This window comes from Kitasatospora sp. NPDC088861 (genome assembly GCF_044750105.1).
In the GTDB taxonomy this organism is placed as follows: domain Bacteria; phylum Actinomycetota; class Actinomycetes; order Streptomycetales; family Streptomycetaceae; genus Kitasatospora.
Genome location: NZ_JBIVJF010000001.1, coordinates 779,289 through 794,463 on the forward strand (window position 1 = coordinate 779,289; position 15,175 = coordinate 794,463).

Consider the following 15,175-nt stretch of genomic DNA (forward strand, 5'->3'; position numbering starts at 1 on the left):
GCCCGGCGGAGTACGCTCCGCCGGGCCCCTTCCACGCCGGACGGGCTACTCCAGGCCGGCGAGCACCAGCGGCAGCCGGCGCGCGCCGTCGGCGACCAGCTTCACCGGCACGCCCCAGTCCTGCTGGTGCACGTGGCAGGCCGGGAACTCGATCTCCGGATCGTCGTCGCAGGACGCGGCCATCGCCGAGACGTGCAGCACGCCCTCGGCGACCTCCTCGGAGAGGACCAGCTCGCGCGACAGGTCGCTGTCCGCGCCCGCTCCGGAGACCAGCAGCTCGGGCGGGGTCGCGCTGACCAGCAGTCGGGTGGACGGGCCGTACCGCTCGTCCAGCTTCTGGCCGCTCGGCGCCGAGAACACCACGTCCAGCCGGAGCGCGCCCGGCGCGACCTCGGTGGCCGCCCGCCGGGTGCGGTGCGCGACCGACTCGACCCGCACCGCCTCCTCCGGCAGCCGCAGCCTGGTCAGCCGGTGCCGGGCCGACTCGACGACCACGATGTCCCCGTCCACCAGGACCGCGCCGGACGGCTCGCGCAGGTCGGTGGCCAGCGTGGTGACCTCGCCGCTCGCCGGGTCGAAGCGGCGCAGCGCGTGGTTGTAGGTGTCGCTGACCGCCACCGAGCCGTCCGGCAGCACGGTGACGCCCAGCGGGTGCTGGAGCAGCGCCTGCGCGGCCGGGCCGTCCCGGTGGCCGAAGTCGAAGAGGCCGGTGCCGACGGCGGTGTGGACCGTCCCGGTTCCACGTGCCCCCTCCGATCGGCTGAGCCAACGGATCGAGGAGGTCTCCGAGTCGGCCACCCACAGCCGCTCGCCGTCCGCCGAGACCGCCAGACCGGACGGCTGGGCGAACCAGGCCTCACCGACGGGCCCGTCCACCAGGCCCTCGTTGGTGGTGCCGGCCGCGACGCCGACCGTGTCGGCGGCCGGGTCGTACGCCCACAGCTGGTGCACGCCGGCCATCGCGATCCACACCCGGCCGTCGAACCAGGCGACGTCCCAGGGCGAGGAGAGGTCCACCTCGCGGGCCGGGCCCTCGGTCGCCGAACCCTGCCACCACTGGCGGCCGGTGCCCGCCAGCGTGGTCACGGAGCCGTCCGCCAGCCGCACCCCGCGCAGCGCGTGGTTGACGGTGTCGGCCACGATCACGTCGTAGTCCGAGCCCTCCGGCAGCAGTGCCAGCCCCTGCGGCTCGCTGAACCGGGGGCTGGTGCCGTCCACCAGGCCGCGCTGCCCGTCGCCGATCCGGCGGATCACCGTCTCGCCGTCCTCGGCCAGCTCCACCAGCGAGTGGTGGCCGGAGTCGGCGACCAGGAAGTGCCCGTCGGGCAGCCGGACCGCCTTGCCCGGGAACTTGAGGTCCCCCGCGGTCGGCTCCGGCGCCACGTACGGGCCGTCGCCGCGGCGCAGCGTGCCCTTCGCCGCGTGCTCGGCCTCCAACTCCTCCACCAGCCGCGCGATCGCGTGCGCGTGGCCCTCGCCCGCGTGCTGGGCGACCACGTACCCCTCCGGGTCGATCACCACCAGCGTCGGCCAGGCCCGCACGGCGTACTGCTTCCACGTCGCCAGCGCCGGATCGTCCAGCACCGGGTGGTGCACCTCGTACCGGGCGACCGCGTCCACCACGGCCTGGTGGTCCGCCTCGTGCACGAACTTCGGCGAGTGCACCCCGACGATCACCACGGTGTCCCGGTGCTTCTCCTCCAACTCCCGAAGCTCGTCCAGGACGTGCAGACAGTTGATGCAGCAGAACGTCCAGAAGTCCAGGACGGTGATCTTGCCCCGGAAGTCGGCGAGCGTCAGCTCCTTGCCACCGGTGTTCAGCCAACCGCCTGCCCCGACCAGCTCGGGGGCGCGTACACGTGCACGAGATGCCATGCCTGTATCCAACCGCATCGTGGTCGGGCGGCATTCCGGGGCGGCGGTCGTGGTGGGGGCGCGGTCGGGGGTGGTGGGCGTGTCGGCGGGGTGGGGGCCGGGGGTCGTGCTGTCGTTGGCCGCATGATCACCTCACCCCTGCTCCGGTCGGCCCTGACGGTCGCGACCGCTGTCCTGCTCGCCACCGGTGCCGGCGCCGCCTCGGCGGCGGCGGCCGCCCGGCCCGGTCCGCGTGACGTCACCGCGGAGCAGTGCCAGGACGCCGGGGGGTGGGTGGAGGGCTCCGGGTACTGCGTGGGGGCCGAGGGCGACGACGACTGGGGGCAGCCGATCGACGGGCAGGCCATCAACCCGCATCCGGCGCCGGGCGAGGAGGACTGAGGGCGCCAGGGCCGGGTCCGGGTCAGGGCCGGGGGAGCTCCGCCTGCCAGCGGGTCTCGCCGTCCTGCTGCTTGCCGGTGGGGGTGAGGCCGAGGGCCCGGGCGACGGCGGCGGAGGCGTGGTGGTCGGGGTGGATGTGGGCGGTGACGGTGCTGACGCCGGTGGCGGCGAGGTGGGAGAGCAGGGCGCGGGCGGCCTCGGTGGCCAGGCCGCGGCCCTGCCAGGGGGTGCCGACCACCCAGGCGAGCTCGGCGGCCCCGGGGCGGACGGTGGTCTGGACGTAGCCGGTGAGGCGGCCGTCGGCGCGCAGCCGCAGCGCCCAGTTGCCCCAGGTCTCGGCGGGGTCGGGGGAGCCGGCGGCGAGCCGGGCGTAGCGGACGCGCAGGTCGTCGGCGGTGGCCGGGGAGCCGCCGGTGAAGGCGTGCAGGGCGGGGTCGGCGAGGGCGGCGGCCAGCTCCTCGGCGTGCTCGGGGCCGATCGGGAGGAGGTCGAGGCGCTCGCTGTGCAGCGGGGCGGCGGGGTGGGGACGCATGCCGCCATTGAACGCCCGTGTGTGGCGGTGCTTCCCGGCGGGTGGGGGGATCGGGTCGAATGGGGGTCACGTCGACACGGAGGAGGCCGCTGTGCGGTACCTGGTCAGGGAGAAGCTGTTCGCGGTCGGAGACGACTACTGGATCGAGGACGACCGGGGCCACAAGGCGTACCTGGTGGACGGCAAGGTGTTGCGGCTGCGGCACACCTTCGAGCTGAAGGACGCGCACGGGCGGGTGGTCGCGGTGGTGAAGGAGAAGGCGTTCACCGTCCGCGACGCGATGAAGATCGAGGACGCCGACGGCGAGGTGATCGCGACCGTCCGGGAGAAGCTGTTCACCCCGTTCCGCGACAAGTACCTGGTGGAGCTGGCGTCCGGCGGCGAGCTGAAGATCCACGGCAACCTGATCGACAAGGACTACCGGATCGAGAACCACCACGGCGACGACCTCGCCCGGATCTCCCGCAAGTGGTTCCGGATCCGGGACACCTACGGCGTGGAGATCGCCGACGGCGCCGACACCGGCCTGCTGCTCGCGATCGCCGCCTGCGTCGACCACCTGGTGCACGAGGAGCACTGATCCCCCACTGACGTCAGGGGTCCTGCTTCCCCGGTCCGCCGCCCGCCCCGGTGGGGTATCTTTTGCCAACCCTTGACCAGGCCGGTCGGGGATCGGCGAGCGGACCGGGGGCTGGGACCACGATGGACGACATCCTGCACGGGCTCGGCGCGGCAGCGGCCTACGGGGCCCTCGGGGTGGTGCTGCTGCTCCTCGGCGTCGGCCTGGTGGACCTGTTGACGCCCGGCAGGCTCGGCCACCAGATCTGGGTCGAGCGCAACCGCAACGCCGCCGTGCTGCTCAGCTCCGCGCTGCTCGGCATCGGCGGCATCGTCTTCACCGCGATCATGTACACCTACGCGGACTTCGCCAAGGGCCTGGTCTCGACCGCCTGCTACGGCCTGCTCGGGCTGGTGCTGATGGCCGTCGCCTTCTGGGCGGTGGACCTGCTGACGCCCGGCAGGCTCGGCGCGATCCTGGTCGAGCCGGAGCCGCACCCGGCGGTCTGGGTCTCGGCCAGCTGCAACATCGCGGTCGCGGCGGTGGTGTCGGCCGCGATCGCCTGACGGCCCGCCCGAGCGCCTGGGCGCGCCCGGCCGCGTTCGGCTGATGGAGCGTCGGCCGACGGCCGGCGGTGGCGGCGAGGATCCGGCCGGGGTCGCCGACCTGCTGCGGCGGTGGGGCCCGGCCGGTAACGTACCGGCATGGCTGACCTTGAAGAACGCGCCAACGTCGTCGCGTCCGGCTCGCGGCAGGCCGGGGCAGGGGTGTCCGTCCGACGGCGCCGCGTCACCGACCTCGCCGACTGCGTCCGGGTGCTCGGCGACGTCCACGCCACCGACGGCTACCCCGCCGACTGGCCCGACCGCCCCGCCGCCTGGCTCACCCCCGGGGGCCTGCTCGCCGCCTGGGTCGCCGAACTGGACGGCCGCCCGGCCGGCCACGTGGGCCTCTCCCGCAGTGCCCCCGGGGACGTCGCCCCCGGCCTGTGGAGCCGCCGCACCGGTGGCCGCCCGGAACTCACCGCCGTGATCGGCCGGCTCTACGTCGCCCCCACGGCGCGCGGCCACCGGATCGGCGCACAGCTGGTGGCGTCCGCCGTGGCGCACGCGCGGGCGCTCGGCCTCCACCCCGTCCTCGACGTCCTCGCCACCGCGGCCCCGGCGAACGCCTGCTACCGCCGCCTCGGCTGGACCTGGCTCGGCAGCGGCGAACAGCAGTGGGCCGCCGACCGCACGGTCGTGGTCCACTGCTTCGCCGCCCCGAGGGAGTAGCCGGCTCCCCGCGGGCGGCCGGTGGCGGCGACCCGTCCGGAAGTGGCGACGGCACCACTGGAGCGGGGCCGTTCGTCACACGGGGATGACGTCGACGCCCTGCTCCAGGCCGACGAAGTCGCCCGCGTTCCGCGTGTAGAGCGGCAGGCCGTGGGCGGCCGCGGTCGCCGCGATCATCAGGTCCATGCGGCGAGGGCGGGGGTCCCGCCTGGCCTGGATCGTGAGGGCGACCAGGGTGCCGAACCGCCGAGCTGCCTCGCGGTCGAAGGGGAGGGCGGCGAACTCCGCCTCCACGTCCGCGAGTCGCTGGGCCCTGGCCATCATCTGCACCGGGTCCTTGGCCATGGCGACGCCCTGGGCGAGTTCGGCCAGCACGATGGACGACAGCGCGGCATCGGCCGGCAGGAGCTGTGGATCGATCTGCGGCAGATCGATCACGACGCAGGTGTCGAGCAGTCCGCGTCGGCGTCGCTCGGTCACTTCCGCTCCCACGGGTCGTCGCCGCCGATCCGGTCCTCATCGCCGTAGAAGGCGTCGGCTTCCGCGCGCATCTGCGTCGCGTCGACCGTCGGCGCGTTCCGCCACTTTCGCTGGAGTTCCTCGACGGGGACGAATCGGCGGCGACTGCTGATCGGCCGGACTTCGGCGATCTCGGTGCCGTTGCGAGTGATGTGGTAGATCTCGCCGGCTTCGACATCGTCGAGCACGGCCTTGGACCGCGCTGCGAGTTCGCGCTGCGTGATGGTCTTCATGGGGCAAGTGTATCGCGCCGTAATGCACCGTGTCGCACTGGCGGGGGAGACCGGTTCGGCTATCCGGCCGGTCGGTCCGCGGTGGGGCGGCGGCGGAGGGCGGGGGTGGTGACGGACGGGGGCTGCCAGACGCCGTCGGGGTGGTAGACGTCGGTGCCGGGCGGGACGATGGCGTCGATGCGGTCCAGGGTGGCGTCGTCGAGGACCAGGTCGGCGCCCTTGAGGGCAGCCTCCAGCTGGTCGTGGGTGCGCGGGCCGAGGATCACCGAGGTGACAGCGGGGTGCGCCAGCGGGAAGGCCACGGCCAGTTCGGGGAGGGTGCGGCCGAGATCCCCGGCGAGGGCGGTGAAGGCCTCGACGGCCTCCAGCTTGGCCGCGGTGGTGGGCAGCGTCGGGTCGAAGCGGCCCGGGTTGATGGTCGGGCGGCCGGTGGTCAGGTCGGCCGGGCGGTCCTTGCGGTAGCGGCCGGTGAGGAAGCCGGAGGCGAGCGGGCCCCAGGTCAGTGCGCCCATGCCGAGCCGCTGGACGACGGGCAGCACGTCGCGCTCCACGCCGCGGGCGAGCAGCGAGTACGGCGGCTGCTCGGTGCGGAAGCGCGGCAGGGCGCGGCGTTCGGCGACGTGGTGCGCGTCGACGATCTGTTCGGCGGGGAAGGTGGAGCAGCCGAAGGCGCGGATCTTGCCGGACCGGACGAGGTCGCCGAGGACGGACAGGGTCTCCTCGACGTCGGTGGTGTGGTCCGGCCGGTGGATCTGGTAGAGGTCGATCCGGTCGGTGCGCAGCCGGCGCAGGCTGTCCTCGACCGCCCGGAGGATCCAGCGCCGGGAGTTGCCGCCGCGGCCGCGGCCCTCGCCCATCGGGAAGTGCCCCTTGGTGGCGAGCACGATCTCGTCGCGGTCGCCGCGGGCGGCCAGCGTCCTGCCGACGATCTCCTCGGACTCGCCGGCCGAGTACATGTCGGCGGTGTCCACGAAGTTGATGCCCCGGTCGAGCGCGGTGTTGATGATCCGGGCGCAGTCGTCGTGGTCGGGGTTGCCGACGGAGCCGAGCATCATCGTGCCGAGGCAGTAGGTGCTCACTTCGATGCCGGTGCCGCCGAGGACGCGGTATCGCATGGTGCTGCTCCCCCTGGTGGTGGGTCGGTGGTGCGTCAGAGGCTAGGAGTTGGAGTGCACTCCATGGCAAGGGTCGGTCCGGATCCCCGTCCACCGGGGGGAGTCCGGGCCCGTGGCGCGGAGCGGGCGGGCGGTGGCCGGTCGGGGTGCGTCGTTTGCGGAAACGGCAACAAAGCTTGCCGATACGGCCGGTCCGGTCGCAGCCTGGCGGTGGAGGTGAGCGCCATGGGCGACACGATGAGGACGGCAGGGCCGACGGCCCCCCGGGACGACTACGACGCGGTGGTGGTCGGCGCGGGTGTGGCCGGGCTGAGCGCCGCGCTGGTGCTGGGCCGGGCCCGGCGCCGGGTGGCGGTGGTGGACGCGGGCCAGCCGCGCAACGCCCCCGCCGCCCACATGCACGGGTACCTGAGCCGGGACGGCATGCCCCCGGCGGTGCTGCTGGAGGTCGGCCGGGCGGAGGTCGCCGGCTACGGGGTCGACCTGATCGACGCCCGGGCCGACCACGTCGAGGGCGTCGCGGACGCCGAAGGCGCGGGGACGGGCTTCGCCGTCCACCTGGCGGGCGGCCCCGTGCTGCACGCACGCCGGGTGGTCGTCGCCACGGGTCTGCGCGACGGGCTCCCGGAGCTCCCGGGCCTGCTCGAACGCTGGGGCCGCGACGTGCTGCACTGCCCGTACTGCCACGGCTACGAGGTCCGCGACCGCCCGCTCGGCGTGCTCGGTACCGGCCCGGGCGCGGTCGACCAGACGCTGCTGCTCCGGCAGTGGTCCGCGGACGTCGTCCTGATCACGCACACCCTCACGCCGACCGGGGCCGAGCGGGAGCGGCTCGCCGCCCGCGGCGTCCGGGTCGTCGAAGGCCGGATCACCCAGCTGGTGACGGACGCCGACCGGCTGCGCGGCGTGGAACTCGCCGACGGCCGGGTGGTGCCGCGCGAGGCCGTGTTCGTCTTCCCGCAGCCGGTGCCCCGGGACGCGCTGCTGTTCGGCCTGGAATGCGCCCGGGACGAGAACGGCTGGGTCACCACCGACCGGGCCGGCCGCACCAGCGTCCCCGGCGTCTGGGCGGTCGGCAACGTCGCCGACCCGCGGGCGCAGGCCGTCGTCGCCGCCGGGATGGGCGCTGCGGCGGCGTTCGACCTCGACCACGACCTCGTCGCGGAGGAGATCGGACAGGCGGTCGCCGAACACCGCGCGTCCGGCGCCGCCGTTCCCGCCTGAACGGGGGAAGCTCCCCCGGCACCTTCGTCCGGCGTCACCCATCCGCCCGCGTCACCCGTTCGACCGGCGTCACCCGTTCGACCGGCGTCACCCGTTCGACCGGCGTCACCCGTTCGACCGGCGTCACCCGTTCGACCGGCGTCACCCGTCCGACCTTCCGTCATCCGCGATCGGAGAACCCATGATGTCCGAACACCAGCACCAGCACCAGCACGGCCAGGGCCACCAGCACGGGCACCACCACGGCGACGTCCCCGCCGCCGACTTCGACTGGGACGCCCTCGCCGCCCACCTGGAGCGGGAGGCCGAACTGCGCGCCCCCGCCATCACCGGGGCCGCGCAGTGGCTGCGGTCCCTGCACGCCGAGCCCGGCGGGGTGCGGCGGGTCCTCGACGTCGGCAGCGGGCCCGGGGTGATCGCCGGACTGCTCGCGGACGCCTTCCCCGAGGCCGAGACGGTCGCCGTCGACCAGTCGGCCGCCCTGCTGGAGCGCGCCCGAGCCCGCTCCGGCGGCCGTCTGAGCACCCAGCAGGCCGACCTGCCCGCCGAGTTCGGCAAGCTCGGCGAGGCCGACCTGATCTGGTCCGGCAACGCGATCCACCACCTCGGCGACCAGCAGGCCGCCCTGACCTCCCTCGCCGCGACGCTCCGGCCCGGCGGCCTGCTGGCCGTCGCCGAACGCGGCCTGCCGCTGCGCTACCTGCCGCGCGACTTCGGCCTCGGCCGGCCCGGCTTCCAGGCCCGGCTCGACGCCGTGCACGAGGACGGCTTCAGCACCATGCGCGCCGAACTGCCCGGCGCCATCGAAGAGGTGGAGGACTGGCCGGCCATGCTCACCCGCTCCGGCCTGACCCCCAGCGGCACCCGCACCTTCCTGATCGACCACCCGGCCCCGCTCGCCCGCCCCGCCCGCGAGCACCTCCACACCCAACTCGCCCGTCTGCGCGACCAGCTCGCCGACAACCTCGCCCCGGAGGACCGCACCACCCTCGACGCCCTCCTCGCCGAGGACACCCCCACCGGCATCCTGAACCGCCCGGACGCCTTCTTCCTCTCGGCCATGACCGTCCACACCGCCCGCAAGGCCGGCTGACGGCCGCAACCGCCCCGGCCGCAGCAGAGGCCTACAGGCAGGGGCCTGCAGGCAGGGGCCTACAGGGTGTGGCCGAGAGCGGTGATGAGGGCGGCGATGCGGGCCTCGTCGCGGCGGTAGTGGGTCCACTTGCCGATGCGGGTGGCGCGGACGAGGCCGGCGCGCTGGAGTTCGGCGAGGTAGGCGGAGACGGTGGACTGGGCGAGGCCGGCCTTGGCCTGGATGTGGCTGACGCAGACGCCGACCTCGCGCGGGTCGGCGACCGCTTCCTCCAGGGGGAAGTGGCGTTCGGGTTCGCGCAACCATGCCAGCAGTTGCAGGCGCGTCGGGTTGGCGATCGCCCGCAGGGCGGTGACCAGGTCAACATCCATGGCTGGAAGCGTACCGGCGTGTGACAGCAGGGCCTCGGCGAGCCGACGCCGGTCAGTGGGGCAGTGCGGTGCCGCCCGGTGGGGTGCCGATGACCTGGACGAACCATCGGTGATGGCGCGTCAGATTTCCCTCGGTGTAAGCCGGGTGGCGGGCGGCCCGGGCCCCGGGCCGCCCGCCGGGGCTCAGCCCTCCTGGCCGCCGAAGCGGGTGGTCCAGGCGGTCAGGTCCTCGTCGGTGATCTTGGCGAACAGCACCGGCGGCACGGTGAACGCCGTCCCGGCCGGCACCAGGTCCAGTGCCCGCGCCTGCTCCGGGCCGACCCAGGACAGGCCGGCCGCCGGAGCGTCCTCGGGCAGGGCGAAGGCGCCGCGCATCGCCGCCGCCGCGGTCGGGATGAACGGCTCGGAGACCACCGCGTACAGCTGGATCAGGTTCATCGCGGTGCGCAGGGTCAGCGCCGCCGCGTCCGGGTCGGTCTTCACCTGGAGCCAGGGCGCCTTCTCGTCCAGGTACGCGTTGCCAGCGCTCCACAGCGCGCGCAGAGCCTGCGCGGCCTTGCGGAAGTTGAGCCCGTCCAGCTGGGCCTCGTACTCGGCCAGCAGGGCGGCGATCTGCTCGCCGAGGCGCTGTTCGGCCTCGCCGGGCGCGTGGCCGGCCGGGACGGCGTCGCCGAAGCGCTTGCGGCTGAAGGTGAGCACCCGGTTGACGAAGTTGCCGAGGGTGTCGGCGAGGTCCTTGTTGACGACGGAAGCGAAGAGGTCCCAGGTGAAGCTGGAGTCGTCCGACTCGGGGGCGTGCGCCATCAGGAAGTAGCGCCAGTAGTCGGCCGGCAGCAGTTCCAGGGCGACGTCGGTGAAGATGCCGCGCTTCTGGCTGGTGGAGAACTTCCCGCCGTAGTACGTCAGCCAGTTGAAGGCCTTGACGTAGTCGACCTTCTTCCACGGTCGGCGCGAGCCGAGGATCGTGGCCGGGAACATCACGGTGTGGAACGGGACGTTGTCCTTGGCCATGAACTCGGTGTACCGGACGCTGTGGTCGGCCTCGTACCACCAGGACTTCCAGTCCCGGGCCTGCCCGGCCGGGGCCGCGTCCGCCCACTCCTTGGTGGCGCCGATGTACTCGATCGGGGCGTCGAACCAGACGTAGAACACCTTGCCCTCGGCCGCCAGCCCCGGCCAGACGTCGGCCGGCACCGGGACGCCCCACTCCAGGTCGCGGGTGATCGCGCGGTCCTGGAGGCCCTCGGTGAGCCACTTGCGGGCGATCGAGGAGGCCAGCACCGGCCAGTCGTCGCCGTGGGCGGCGATCCACTGCTCGACCTCGTCGGTCAGCTCCGACTGGAGCAGGAACAGGTGCCTGGTCTCCCGGACCTCCAGGTCGGAGCTGCCGCTGATCGCCGAACGCGGCTCCAGCAGGTCGGTCGGGTCCAGTACCCGGGTGCAGTTCTCGCACTGGTCGCCGCGCGCCTTGTCGTAGCCGCAGTGCGGGCAGGTGCCGACGATGTAGCGGTCCGGCAGGAAGCGGCCGTCGGCGTTGGAGTACACCTGCCGGATCGCGCGCTCCTCGATGAAGCCGTTGCGCTGGAGTTCGCGGGCGATCTCCTGGGTGATCTCGCGGTTCTGCGGGGAGGAGCTGCGGCCGAAGTGGTCGAAGGACAGCCCGAAGCCGTCGTACACCGCCTTCTGCGCGTCGTGCGCCTGGGCGCAGAACTCGGCGACGGGCAGCCCGGCCTCCTGCGCGGCCAGTTCGGCGGGCGTGCCGTGCTCGTCGGTCGCGCAGATGTAGAGCACCTCGTGGCCGCGCTGGCGCAGGTAGCGGGAGTAGACGTCCGCCGGGAGCATCGACCCGACCATGTTGCCCAGGTGCTTGATCCCGTTGATGTACGGAAGGGCGCTGGTGACCAGGTGCCGAGCCATCCTCGGATGCTCCGATTTCTCCCGCACGCGCACCCCACCCGGAGTGCTGTGCCAGGCGCAGGGGTCCACTGTGGGCTGCCAAGCCTACCGCCGCCGGGCCGGGAGGACGGTGCGGCTCAGGGGCGGGCTCAGGGGTGGGCTCAGGGGTGGGTGCGGTTCAAGGGCGGTGCTGCTCAGGGGCGGGTGCTGCTCGGGGGCGGGTGTGGCTCAGGGCCCGACGGAGTCGCTGTACCGGTCGAACTCCCCGGCCTTCACCCCGCGGACGAACGCGGCCCACTTGCGCGGCGTGGTCCGGACGACGATCTCGGGGCGGTCCGACTCGCGGATCTCCACCAGACCGTCGGCGGCTCTGATCTCGACGCACTCGTTGCTCTCGCCGCTGGACGAGGACTTCCGCCACTCAGTCATGAGAAGTCTTTCAGTAAGGCCCGGATGAAGTCCCGGGACTCGGCCGGCCCGAGGGCGACCGCGGCGGTCTCCTCCTTGATCTGTCGGTACGTCTGCAGTTCGGTGTCGGTGTGCACGAACTTCGGCCCGTTCGAGAGGTCGATCTGCACGGTGTCGAGCTCGGGAACGGGCCCGCGGGCGAGGTAGAGGCTCTCTCCGGACCCGGGAAAGGTGTCGACGCTGAACGGGATGGTCCGGATCTCCACCCCGGGCCGCTCGGAATCCTCCAGCACGCCGAGCAGCTGGTCGCGCAGCACCACCGCCCCGCCGAACTGCATGCGCAGCGCGGATTCGTGGATGTACGCGGCGTACGGCTTCGGACGTTCGGTGAACAGCCGCTGGCGCTGGATCCGGAACGCGGTGCGGGCGTCGGCGTCCGGCTGGGGCATCGGCGGCCGGACCCGGGCGAACACCGCGGAGGCGTACGCCGAGGTCTGCAGCAGTCCGGGGATGAAGGTGGTGTGCAGGATGGCCAGCGACTCGGCGTGGTGCTCCATCTCCGCGATGTCGATGAGCCCGCCGGGCAGCCGGCCGCGGTAGCCGTCCCACCAGTACTTGCGCCGGTCCTGCGTCATCGCGAGCAGCGCGTCGAGGTAGGGGCCGTCGGCGCAGTGGCAGGTGCGGGCCCAGAGCCGGAGCCGTTCGGCGCTGATGCCGGACTTCCCGTTCTCCATCTGCGAGATCTTGGGCAGGTCGGTGCCCAGGGTGGCGGCCAGGCTCTTGGGCGTCACGCCCACGCGTTCGCGCATCTTGCGCAGCTCGATGCCAAGGCGCTGCTGACGCACGGTCGGCGACAAGCGGGGTGGCATGACTCTCTTCTCCGGATCGCGGCTCGGGTCGATGCTTCCGGTGAAGTGTGCCGTGCTCACCCGGCCCTAGCTACTGAAATGGGGGATACCCCACGATGGAGTGAACGTTCTCCCGCTCGGTAGCAAGTCTTGCACCTCGACCCTATGGTCGTTCCCGCGTCAGTCACTGACTTGTTGTGGCCTAAACAGCCGCCAATCAGCCGTAAATACACACCAGATGCATGGTCGGCACGCTCGACATCACCGACCGGAGACTGTCATGCCGCTTCCGCTGCTTCTCACCCCCGCCCACCGCATTCCCGCCACCCGGTGAACGGCCTGCTCGTCGCCGGTTTGTCCGCCCTCCTGCTCGCCGTGCTATTCGTCGGCTGGCTGGTCTGGCTGGTCAACGCCCAACCCCGCGAACCGCGTTCCGTAAAACGCGAGTTCGTCGTCCGCCATTCCTCCGCCGCCGTCGAGAAGAAATAGCGCGCGGCAGCGGTGGCCCCCCGCCGGGAGGGGGCCACCGGAGGGTGCGGTCAGCCGTCGCCGAAGTGGTCGAATTCGCCGCGCTTCACGCCCTCGATCCAGAGCGCGAACTTCTGCGGGGTGGTGACGATGATCGCGTCGGGGCTCTCGGATTCGCGGACCTCGATCAGTCCCCGTTCGTTGACGGACACCTCCACGGAGTCGCCGCCGTCCCGGGTGCTGCTGGTGGACTTCTGCCACTGCTGGGTCATCGGTTTCCTACTCCCATCGCGGTTCCTGCCTGGCACCCTGGACAACTCCCGGGGGGCCGTTCAGGAACGGGGGCGCACGGAGGGTTGGGCACCGCGCGAAAGGCGCTCGACGAGGCGGATCCGGGCGGCGGGCCACTCGTCGGCGAGCATCGAGAAGTAGGCGGTGTCGCGCCACACGCCGGTGGCGCGCCGCTTCTCGCGGCGGTGGACGCCCTCGTACCGGGCGCCGAGGCGGAGGATCGCCTTGCGGGAGCGCTCGTTGAGCGCGTCCGTCTTCCAGTAGACCCGGCCCATGCCCAGGTCGTCGAAGGCGTGCGAGAGCAGCAGCAGCTTGGCCTCGGTGTTGACGGGCGTGCGCCAGACCGAGCGGGCGTACCAGGTGCCGCCGATCTCGACGACCTCGTCGACGAGCCTGACGTCGTAGTAGCCGGTGATGCCGACGGCCCGGCCGCTGGGGAGGTCGATCACGGCGAACTTCACCGCCGACCCGGCCGCCACCTCGGCGAGCCGGGCGTCGAGGATCGTGCCCAGTTCCTCCTCGGTCGCGGGCGGGAGGGAGGGGATCCAGCGCCAGACCTCCGGGTCGGGGCCGACGCCGGCCCACAGGTCGGGCAGGTGGTGGCGGCCGAGGGGCTCCAGGCGGACGTGGCGGCCGGTGAGGGTCACGGGCGTGGGCGGCTGTGCGGTCATGCCGGAAAGGTAGCGCCATGCTGCACTAGATGCAATGAACTTCTGCACTAGTGCAAAATTGGCGGAGCGGGCAAAGAGAAGGGCCCCGCGGGACGTCCCGCGGGGCCCTCGACCGGATCAGGCTCAGATGAACGAGTTGATCTGGATCGTCTCGTCGCGGCCCGGGCCGACGCCGATGGCGGAGATCGGCGCGCCGGACATCTCCTCCAGCGCCTTCACGTACGCCTGCGCGTTCTTCGGCAGCTCGGCGAAGGTCTTGGCCTTGCTGATGTCCTCGGTCCAGCCCGGCAGCGTCTCGTAGATCGGCTTGGCGTGGTGGAAGTCGGACTGGTTGTACGGGAGTTCCTCGACCCGCTTGCCGTCGATCTCGTACGCGACGCAGACCGGGATCTGCTCCCAGCCGGTGAGCACGTCGAGCTTGGTGAGGAAGAAGTCGGTGAGGCCGTTGACCCGGGTCGCGTAGCGCGCGATGACCGCGTCGAACCAGCCGCAGCGACGGTCACGGCCGGTGGTGACACCGCGCTCGCCGCCGATGCGGCGCAGCGCCTCGCCGTCCTCGTCCAGCAGCTCGGTCGGGAACGGGCCGGAGCCGACGCGGGTGGTGTAGGCCTTGAGGATGCCGATGACCCGGTCGATCTTGGTCGGGCCGATGCCGGCGCCGGTGCAGGCGCCACCCGAGGTCGGGTTCGACGAGGTCACGAAGGGGTACGTGCCGTGGTCGACGTCGAGCAGGGTGCCCTGGCCGCCCTCCAGCAGGACGACCTTGTTCGCCTTGAGCGCCTGGTCCAGGACGAGGGTGGTGTCGGCGAGGAAGGGCTTGATCTTGTCCGCGTAGCCGAGGTACTCCTCGACGACCAGCTCGGCCGGGATGGCGCGGCGGTTGTACAGCTTGACCAGGATCTGGTTCTTGTCGTGCAGCGCCGCCTCGATCTTCTGGCGCAGGATCGACTCGTCGAACAGGTCCTGGACCCGGATGCCGACGCGGTTGATCTTGTCCGCGTAGGTCGGGCCGATGCCGCGGCCGGTGGTGCCGATCCGGCGCTTGCCGAGGAAGCGCTCGGTGACCTTGTCCAGGGTGCGGTGGTACGGCGTGATCAGGTGGGCGTTGCCCGAGATCAGCAGCTTGGAGGTGTCGATGCCACGGTCGTTGAGGCCGCTCAGCTCGGAGAGCAGCACGCCCGGGTCGATGACGACGCCGTTGCCGATGACCGGCGTCACGTTAGGGCTGAGGATGCCGGAGGGGAGCAGGTGCAGGGCGTACTTCTGGTCGCCGATGACCACCGTGTGACCGGCGTTGTTGCCGCCCTGGTAGCGGACGACGTAGTCGACGGAGCCGCCGAGGAGGTCGGTGGCCTTCCCCTTGCCCTCGTCCCCCCACTGAGCGCCAACGAGCACGAGTGCCGGCACAGGCGTACAC

At 72.5% G+C, this 15,175-nt stretch carries 19 protein-coding genes; 7 read left to right on the plus strand and 12 right to left on the minus strand.

The window, feature by feature from the left end; genetic code table 11:
- Nucleotides 1–45: 45 nt before the first annotated feature.
- Nucleotides 46–1,875, minus strand: coding sequence for an NHL domain-containing thioredoxin family protein (locus ACIP37_RS03410; protein WP_400804461.1), 1,830 nt, complete (start codon nt 1,873–1,875; stop codon nt 46–48).
- A 123-nt stretch (nt 1,876–1,998) separates the two neighbouring features.
- Here ACIP37_RS03410 and ACIP37_RS03415 point away from each other — a divergent pair, with 123 nt between their 5' ends.
- Nucleotides 1,999–2,256: a hypothetical protein gene (locus tag ACIP37_RS03415; protein ID WP_363621201.1), complete on the plus strand. Its 258-nt coding sequence runs from the start codon at nt 1,999–2,001 to the stop codon at nt 2,254–2,256.
- Nucleotides 2,257–2,278: 22 nt separating this feature from the next.
- Here the strand turns inward: ACIP37_RS03415 and ACIP37_RS03420 are convergent, their stop codons facing one another.
- Nucleotides 2,279–2,788 (minus strand): GNAT family N-acetyltransferase, encoded by a 510-nt coding sequence (locus ACIP37_RS03420; protein ID WP_400843177.1) that lies wholly within the window; start codon nt 2,786–2,788, stop codon nt 2,279–2,281.
- Between the two features lie 91 nt (nt 2,789–2,879).
- Here ACIP37_RS03420 and ACIP37_RS03425 point away from each other — a divergent pair, with 91 nt between their 5' ends.
- The 3 genes from ACIP37_RS03425 to ACIP37_RS03435 all read left to right on the plus strand — a co-directional run bounded on the left by ACIP37_RS03425 (nt 2,880) and on the right by ACIP37_RS03435 (nt 4,621).
- Nucleotides 2,880–3,368: an LURP-one-related family protein gene (locus tag ACIP37_RS03425; RefSeq protein ID WP_363581438.1), complete on the plus strand. Its 489-nt coding sequence runs from the start codon at nt 2,880–2,882 to the stop codon at nt 3,366–3,368.
- Nucleotides 3,369–3,490: 122 nt separating this feature from the next.
- On the plus strand, nt 3,491–3,913 hold the full coding sequence (locus ACIP37_RS03430; RefSeq protein ID WP_400327416.1) for a DUF350 domain-containing protein: 423 nt from the start codon (nt 3,491–3,493) through the stop codon (nt 3,911–3,913).
- Nucleotides 3,914–4,051: 138 nt separating this feature from the next.
- The gene (locus ACIP37_RS03435) at nt 4,052–4,621 is read left to right on the plus strand and encodes a GNAT family N-acetyltransferase (RefSeq protein ID WP_363581434.1); all 570 of its coding nucleotides are present in this window, start codon (nt 4,052–4,054) and stop codon (nt 4,619–4,621) included.
- A gap of 75 nt (nt 4,622–4,696) precedes the next feature.
- Here ACIP37_RS03435 and ACIP37_RS03440 read toward each other — a convergent pair whose 3' ends face one another.
- Genes ACIP37_RS03440 through ACIP37_RS03450 form a run of 3 tightly spaced genes read right to left on the minus strand, consistent with a single transcriptional unit; the run spans nt 4,697 to nt 6,488 of the window.
- Nucleotides 4,697–5,101 carry a PIN domain-containing protein gene (locus tag ACIP37_RS03440; RefSeq protein ID WP_363581432.1) on the minus strand — a complete coding sequence of 135 codons (405 nt, stop codon included), beginning with the start codon at nt 5,099–5,101 and terminating at the stop codon, nt 4,697–4,699.
- Nucleotides 5,098–5,373 carry a PhdYeFM domain-containing protein gene (locus tag ACIP37_RS03445; RefSeq protein WP_350880629.1) on the minus strand — a complete coding sequence of 92 codons (276 nt, stop codon included), beginning with the start codon at nt 5,371–5,373 and terminating at the stop codon, nt 5,098–5,100. Before ACIP37_RS03445 ends, ACIP37_RS03440 begins: the two co-directional genes overlap by 4 nt.
- A 59-nt stretch (nt 5,374–5,432) precedes the next feature.
- Nucleotides 5,433–6,488 (minus strand): aldo/keto reductase, encoded by a 1,056-nt coding sequence (locus ACIP37_RS03450; RefSeq protein WP_363621211.1) that lies wholly within the window; start codon nt 6,486–6,488, stop codon nt 5,433–5,435.
- 225 nt (nt 6,489–6,713) lie between these two features.
- Between ACIP37_RS03450 and ACIP37_RS03455 the strand changes: the two genes are divergently transcribed.
- Both ACIP37_RS03455 and ACIP37_RS03460 read left to right on the plus strand, forming a co-directional pair.
- Complete coding sequence (locus tag ACIP37_RS03455) at nt 6,714–7,712, plus strand: NAD(P)/FAD-dependent oxidoreductase (protein ID WP_400804466.1); 999 nt, start codon at nt 6,714–6,716, stop codon at nt 7,710–7,712.
- 184 nt (nt 7,713–7,896) lie between these two features.
- Nucleotides 7,897–8,805: a class I SAM-dependent methyltransferase gene (locus ACIP37_RS03460; protein WP_363581425.1), complete on the plus strand. Its 909-nt coding sequence runs from the start codon at nt 7,897–7,899 to the stop codon at nt 8,803–8,805.
- A 59-nt stretch (nt 8,806–8,864) separates the two neighbouring features.
- On the opposite strand, the gene ACIP37_RS03465 is transcribed toward ACIP37_RS03460, so the two are convergent.
- The 4 genes from ACIP37_RS03465 to ACIP37_RS03480 form a co-directional block, all read right to left on the minus strand.
- On the minus strand, nt 8,865–9,176 hold the full coding sequence (locus ACIP37_RS03465) for a helix-turn-helix transcriptional regulator (RefSeq protein ID WP_063348348.1): 312 nt from the start codon (nt 9,174–9,176) through the stop codon (nt 8,865–8,867).
- 183 nt (nt 9,177–9,359) lie between these two features.
- The gene (gene metG, locus ACIP37_RS03470) at nt 9,360–11,093 is read right to left on the minus strand and encodes a methionine--tRNA ligase (RefSeq protein ID WP_400804469.1); all 1,734 of its coding nucleotides are present in this window, start codon (nt 11,091–11,093) and stop codon (nt 9,360–9,362) included.
- 207 nt (nt 11,094–11,300) lie between these two features.
- On the minus strand, nt 11,301–11,501 hold the full coding sequence (locus ACIP37_RS03475) for a DUF397 domain-containing protein (protein WP_063348346.1): 201 nt from the start codon (nt 11,499–11,501) through the stop codon (nt 11,301–11,303).
- Complete coding sequence (locus ACIP37_RS03480) at nt 11,498–12,349, minus strand: helix-turn-helix transcriptional regulator (RefSeq protein ID WP_363628065.1); 852 nt, start codon at nt 12,347–12,349, stop codon at nt 11,498–11,500. Before ACIP37_RS03480 ends, ACIP37_RS03475 begins: the two co-directional genes overlap by 4 nt.
- Before the next feature lie 309 nt (nt 12,350–12,658).
- Between ACIP37_RS03480 and ACIP37_RS03485 the strand changes: the two genes are divergently transcribed.
- Nucleotides 12,659–12,817 carry a hypothetical protein gene (locus tag ACIP37_RS03485; RefSeq protein ID WP_350880619.1) on the plus strand — a complete coding sequence of 53 codons (159 nt, stop codon included), beginning with the start codon at nt 12,659–12,661 and terminating at the stop codon, nt 12,815–12,817.
- 50 nt (nt 12,818–12,867) lie between these two features.
- Here the strand turns inward: ACIP37_RS03485 and ACIP37_RS03490 are convergent, their stop codons facing one another.
- From ACIP37_RS03490 to ACIP37_RS03500, 3 genes are all read right to left on the minus strand, one after another.
- On the minus strand, nt 12,868–13,068 hold the full coding sequence (locus ACIP37_RS03490; RefSeq protein ID WP_350880617.1) for a DUF397 domain-containing protein: 201 nt from the start codon (nt 13,066–13,068) through the stop codon (nt 12,868–12,870).
- Nucleotides 13,069–13,128: 60 nt separating this feature from the next.
- Nucleotides 13,129–13,758 carry a GNAT family N-acetyltransferase gene (locus tag ACIP37_RS03495; RefSeq protein WP_400804473.1) on the minus strand — a complete coding sequence of 210 codons (630 nt, stop codon included), beginning with the start codon at nt 13,756–13,758 and terminating at the stop codon, nt 13,129–13,131.
- A 123-nt stretch (nt 13,759–13,881) separates the two neighbouring features.
- Nucleotides 13,882–15,165, minus strand: a complete 1,284-nt coding sequence (locus ACIP37_RS03500) for an adenylosuccinate synthase (RefSeq protein WP_363581417.1) — start codon at nt 15,163–15,165, stop codon at nt 13,882–13,884.
- Between the last annotated feature and the right edge of the window lie 10 nt (nt 15,166–15,175).